This is a genomic window from Mesorhizobium sp. M7A.F.Ca.CA.004.04.2.1 (assembly GCF_004022825.1).
In the GTDB taxonomy this organism is placed as follows: domain Bacteria; phylum Pseudomonadota; class Alphaproteobacteria; order Rhizobiales; family Rhizobiaceae; genus Mesorhizobium.
This window is the reverse complement of sequence record NZ_RZPH01000392.1, coordinates 1-5,135: the sequence shown is the minus strand read 5'-3', so window position 1 is coordinate 5,135 and position 5,135 is coordinate 1. Positions and strand designations below refer to the sequence as shown.

Genomic DNA, 5,135 nt, shown 5'->3' with positions numbered 1-5,135 from the left:
GTGCTCATGAGGCGGCTCCCGCGGCAGAGGGGGCCGGCTCGAACAGCATGTCGGAAACGGTCGGCAGCCGGTCGCCGACGGCGTTCTCCGGCAAAGCCGACAACAGCGCCCGCGTGTAATTGCTTTTCGGCGATTCGAACAACGACAGCACGTCGGCCTCTTCCATCTTGCGGCCCTTGTACTGGACGATGACGCGATCGGCGGTCTCGGCCACCACGCCCATATTGTGGGTGATCATGATCAGGCCCATGCCGTATTTGGCCTGCAGCGAAACCAGCAGATCGAGGATCTGCTTCTGGATGGTGACGTCGAGCGCCGTCGTCGGCTCGTCGGCGATCAGCAGTTTCGGATTGCAGGCGATAGCGATGGCGATCATGACGCGCTGGCATTGGCCGCCCGACATCTGGTGCGGAAACGAGCTCAGCCGTTCTTCCGGATCGGCGATGCCGACCAGCTTCATCAATTCGATGGCGCGGGCCCGCCGCTGAGCGCGATCCATACCCATATGGAAGCGCAGCACCTCCTCGATCTGGAAGCCGACGGTGAAGCACGGATTGAGGCTGGCGATCGGCTCCTGGAAGATCATCGAGATGTCCTTGCCGACGATCTTGCGGCGTTCGGACGGGCTGAGCTTCAGGAGATCGACGCCGTCGAAGGCCATGCGGTCTGCCTTGACGGTTGCCGTGTTGGGCAACAGGCCCATCACCGCGAGCATCGCCACGGACTTGCCGGAACCGGACTCGCCTACAATCGCCAGCACTTCGCGCGGCTCGATCGAGAGGTCGATGCCTTGCACGGCCATGAACGGTCCGGCCGCGGTGTCGAAGGAAACGGTGAGGTTCTTGATCTCGAGCAGAGGCATGCTCACGACCTCTTCAGCTTGGGGTCGAGCGCGTCGCGCAGGCCGTCGCCGATCAGGTTGATGGCGAAGACGGTGATCAGGATGGCGAGGCCCGGGAAGGTCACCACCCACCAGGCGCGCAGGATGAACTCGCGCGCTTCGGCCAGCATGGTTCCCCATTCCGGCGTCGGCGGCTGCGCGCCCATGCCGAGGAAGCCAAGGGCCGCCGCCTCGAGGATGGCGTTGGAGAAGGACAGCGTCGCCTGCACGATCAGCGGCGCGATGCAGTTGGGCAGGATGGTGACCAGCATCAGCCTGAGATGGCTGGCCCCGGCGACCTTGGCCGAGACGACATATTCGCGGGTCTTCTCGGCCATCACGGCGGCGCGGGTGAGCCGGGCGAAATGCGGCTGCAGCACAAAGGCGATGGCGATCATGGCGTTGACGAGGCCAGGGCCGAGAACCGCGACAAGCACCAGGGCCAGCAGCAGCGACGGGAAGGCCAGGATGATGTCCATGATGCGCATGATCAGCGTGTCGACCCAGCCGCGGCAGTAGCCGGCGAGCAGGCCGAGAATGACGCCTGAGATCAGCGCTGACGTGACGACGACGAAGCCGATGGCGAGCGAGAACCGCGAGCCGTAGATCAGCCGCGACAGCATATCGCGGCCGACAGCGTCGGTGCCGAGCAGGAACTGCGCGTTGCCGCCTTCCTGCCAGGCCGGCGGCGTCAGGAAGAAGTCGCGGAACTGATCGTCCGGCGAATGGGGCGCCAGCAGCGGCGCGAAGATGGCGATCAGGATCAGCAGCGCAAAGACGAAGAGCCCGATCACCGCGCCCTTGTTGACGGAGAAGTAATGCCAGAACTCGCCGAACATCTGCAGCCTGGCGTCCTGCGGCTTGACGACGGTCGCGGCTTCGATGGTGGCTGGGCCTTCGTTGCTCATGTCAGTTGGCCCGGATGCGTGGGTTGATGACGGCGTAGAGCACGTCGACGATGAGGTTCACCGACATGACGATCAGCGCGATCAAAAGCAACCCGCCCTGCACGGTGAAATAGTCGCGCTTGGAAATGGCGTCGATCATCCATTTGCCGATGCCGGGCCAGGAGAAGATGCTCTCGGTCAGGATGGCGCCGGTCAAAAGCGTGCCGACCTGCAGGCCGATGGTGGTGACGACCGGGATCAGCGCGTTGCGGAAGGCATGCAGGCCGATGACGCGGCGCGGCGCCAGGCCCTTGGCACGCGCGGTGCGGACATAGTCCTCACCCAGCACTTCGAGCATCGCCGACCGCGTCTGCCTGGCGATGACTGCGAGCGGGATGGTGCCGAGCACGATGGTCGGCAAGATCAGGTGCGACAGCGCCGAACGGAAGGCGCCCTTCTGGCCCGAGATCAGGGAATCGATGGTCATGAAACCGGTCACCGGCTTGAAGAAATAGAGAAGGTCGATGCGGCCGGAAACCGGCGTCCAGTGCAGCGTGCCGGAGAAGACGATGATCAGCAGCAGGCCCCACCAGAAGATCGGCATGGAATAGCCCGCCAGCGCCGTGCCCATCGTCAGCTGATCGAACCAGGAGCCGCGACGGATCGCGGCGAAGATGCCGGCGGCGACACCCAGGATGACGGCAAAGATCATGGCGAAGATGGCGAGTTCGACCGTTGCCGGGAAGCGCACCAGGAAATCCTTCAGCACCGGCGTCTTGGTGGAAAACGAGGTGCCGAAATCACCGCCGAGGATGTTGGTCAGATAGGTCAGATATTGTTGCCAGATCGGCAGGTCGAAACCGAACTGGTGCATGAGCGCCGTGTGGCGTTCGGGCGACAGGCCGCGTTCGCCCGCAAGCACCAGCACCGGATCACCGGGCAGGATGCGCACGAAGCCAAAGGCGAGGATGGTTATCCCGATGAAGGTCGGGATGATGAGGGCGAGCTTGCCGAGGATATAACGCAGCATGGCGGGCGAGTGGGGGCGCCACCAAGTGGCGGCGCCCCCGTATCGCAACCTTATTCGGCGATATCGACGCCGTCGAAGCGATGGATACCGAGCGGATCCATCGCAAAGCCGGTGACGGTCTTCTGCATCGGCATGAACACCTTGGAGTGAGCGAGCGTCGCCCAGGGTGCCTGTTCCTTGAAGATGACCTGTGCCTGTTCATAGAGCTTGGTGCGCTCGGCCTGGTCCGAAACGGTCTTGGCCTTGTTGATGAGCGCATCGAAGTCCTTGTTGCACCATTCCGCGCGGTTGTTCGAACCGACGGAAGCGCAGCTCAGGAGCACGCCGAGGAAGTTGTCCGGATCGCCATTGTCGCCGGTCCAGCCGACGATGACGGCGCCGTCGTGATCGACCGCGGAAGCGCGCTTGAGGTATTCACCCCAATCGTAGCTGACGATCTCGACGGTGACGCCGACCTTGGCGAAGTCCGCCTGGATCAGTTCGGCGGTACGGCGCGCGTTCGGCATATACGGGCGCGACACCGGCATGGCCCAGACGTTCATCTTGAGGTCCTTGACGCCGGCCTCTTCAAGCAGCTTCTTGGCTGCATCCGGATCGTAAGGATCGTCCTTCACTTCCTTGTTGTAGGACCACATGGTCGGCGGGATCGGATTGATCGCCACCTGGCCGGCGCCCTGGAAGACGGCGTCGATGATGGCCTTCTTGTTGATGGCCATGTTGAGCGCCTTGCGGACGCGCACGTCGTCGAACGGCTTCTGCTGGGTGTTGTACATCAGCGCGCCGACATTGAGGCCTTCCTGCTCCTCGACCTTCAGGTTCGGATCGGCCTGCAGGCCGGCGATGTCGGCCGGTGCCGGGTACGACATGATGTTGCATTCGCCGGCCTTGAGCTTCTGCGCGCGCACCGCCGGATCGGTGGTGATGGCGAAGACCAGATCGTCGATCTTCTGCTTGCCGCCCCAATAGTCCGGGTTGGCCTTGTAACGGATGGCGGCGTCGGTCTGGTAGTCAACGAAGATGAACGGACCGGTGCCGATCGGCTTCTGGTTGAACAGCTCAGGCGTCTTGTCGGCCTGCAGCTTGTCGGCATATTCCTTGGAGACGACCGAAGCGAAATCCATGCCCAGCGTTGGAATGAAAGTGATCGCCGGCTCCTTGAGGATGAACTTCACCGTCAGGTCGTCGACCTTCTCGACCTTGGCGATGTTTTCGCCGAACTGGTCATTGTAATACTGGTATGCAATGCCCGGAATGTACTGAAACCAAGGGCCGTTCTTGTCGACCTGGCGTTCGAACGAGAACACCACGTCGTCAGCGTTGAAGTCGCGCGTCGGGGTGAAATAGTCGGTCGCGGCGAACTTGACGCCCTTGCGCAGCTTGAAGACATATTCCTTGCCATCGTCGGAGATCGTCCAGCTCTCGGCCAGGCCCGGCGAGGTCGTCGTCTTGCCGTGATCGAATTCGACAAGGCGGTTGAAGACGGTGCGCGATGACGCGTCGAACGTCTGGCCTGCGGTATACGGCGCCGGATCGAAACCTTCCGGCGAAGCTTCCGCGCAGTAGACCAGAGTTTTCGCATTGGCCACGCCGCCCAGGACGCTTGCAGCCAGCAACGCGGCTGCAAAAGTCAGCTTCTTATTCATTGAGCACTCCCTGATGTTCTTCCAAGCCCCTCTATCAGGCTCGCGAAGCGCGCATATAAGCACCGTTTTTCCGGCTTTGGAACACCCCGTTTGCTTACCCCGCGGGAAGCAGGAAAAAAATCCGCTATTTTGCCAGATTGCAGAAAAAATTAGCAGTTTCTTCCATTCACGAGATTATTAACAACCGAATTTTTTTATTGATCGCCAAGCTGACGACATAAATGTTCCCCGCGCTTCCGAGCGGCCGAGGGATGCGCCAGGACACCATTTGGCAGCGCCGGCGGCGGCAAGGACTTTCGACGGAAAATCTTTCGCCGTGTTGCCGCAAGGGCAAGACTTGCACGGTCACCAAGGGAGGCAATACATAGGGTATAACGGCCGCAGCGGAGGGCGCCCTTGTCAATTCAGAGGCGAGGTCAATTCAGGGGCGAGCGCGGCGCGAATGAACAAACTTGTCCAGGGAGGAACGGGTGGCAAAAGCATCAAGGACGACGACGGTGAAAGCGGGAGCCAAGGCGCCGTCGAAAGCAGCCGGTACTGCCAAGCCGAAAGCACCCATTGCCAAAGTCGCCACGCCGAAGGCGGCCGCGGCGCCCGTAAGGGCAAGCACAAAGCCGGCGGTGAAAGCCCCGGCCAAGGCCGCGGCCGGAAAGACGGCGCCGGGGAGTAAAGCGGGTGCGGCAAAGCCTGCTGTC

Annotated in this window: 4 protein-coding genes and 1 pseudogene; all 5 read right to left on the bottom strand. The window is 62.1% G+C overall.

Features of this window, described 5'->3' with window-relative positions; all coding sequences use genetic code 11:
* Positions 1 to 4: 4 nt before the first annotated feature.
* Positions 5 to 862, bottom strand: coding sequence for an ABC transporter ATP-binding protein (locus tag EN893_RS18160; RefSeq protein ID WP_127267322.1), 858 nt, complete (start codon positions 860 to 862; stop codon positions 5 to 7).
* A 2-nt stretch (positions 863 to 864) separates the two neighbouring features.
* A complete protein-coding gene (locus EN893_RS18155) occupies positions 865 to 1,719 on the bottom strand; it encodes an ABC transporter permease subunit (protein WP_224618710.1) in 855 nt (284 codons plus the stop codon).
* 70 nt (positions 1,720 to 1,789) lie between these two features.
* A complete protein-coding gene (locus EN893_RS18150; protein WP_127267321.1) occupies positions 1,790 to 2,797 on the bottom strand; it encodes an ABC transporter permease subunit in 1,008 nt (335 codons plus the stop codon).
* A 50-nt stretch (positions 2,798 to 2,847) separates the two neighbouring features.
* Entirely contained in the window at positions 2,848 to 4,440 is a 1,593-nt protein-coding gene (locus tag EN893_RS18145; RefSeq protein WP_127267320.1) for an ABC transporter substrate-binding protein, read from the bottom strand.
* Between the two features lie 421 nt (positions 4,441 to 4,861).
* A pseudogene (locus tag EN893_RS38140) lies at positions 4,862 to 5,135 on the bottom strand (hypothetical protein); the annotation flags it as partial.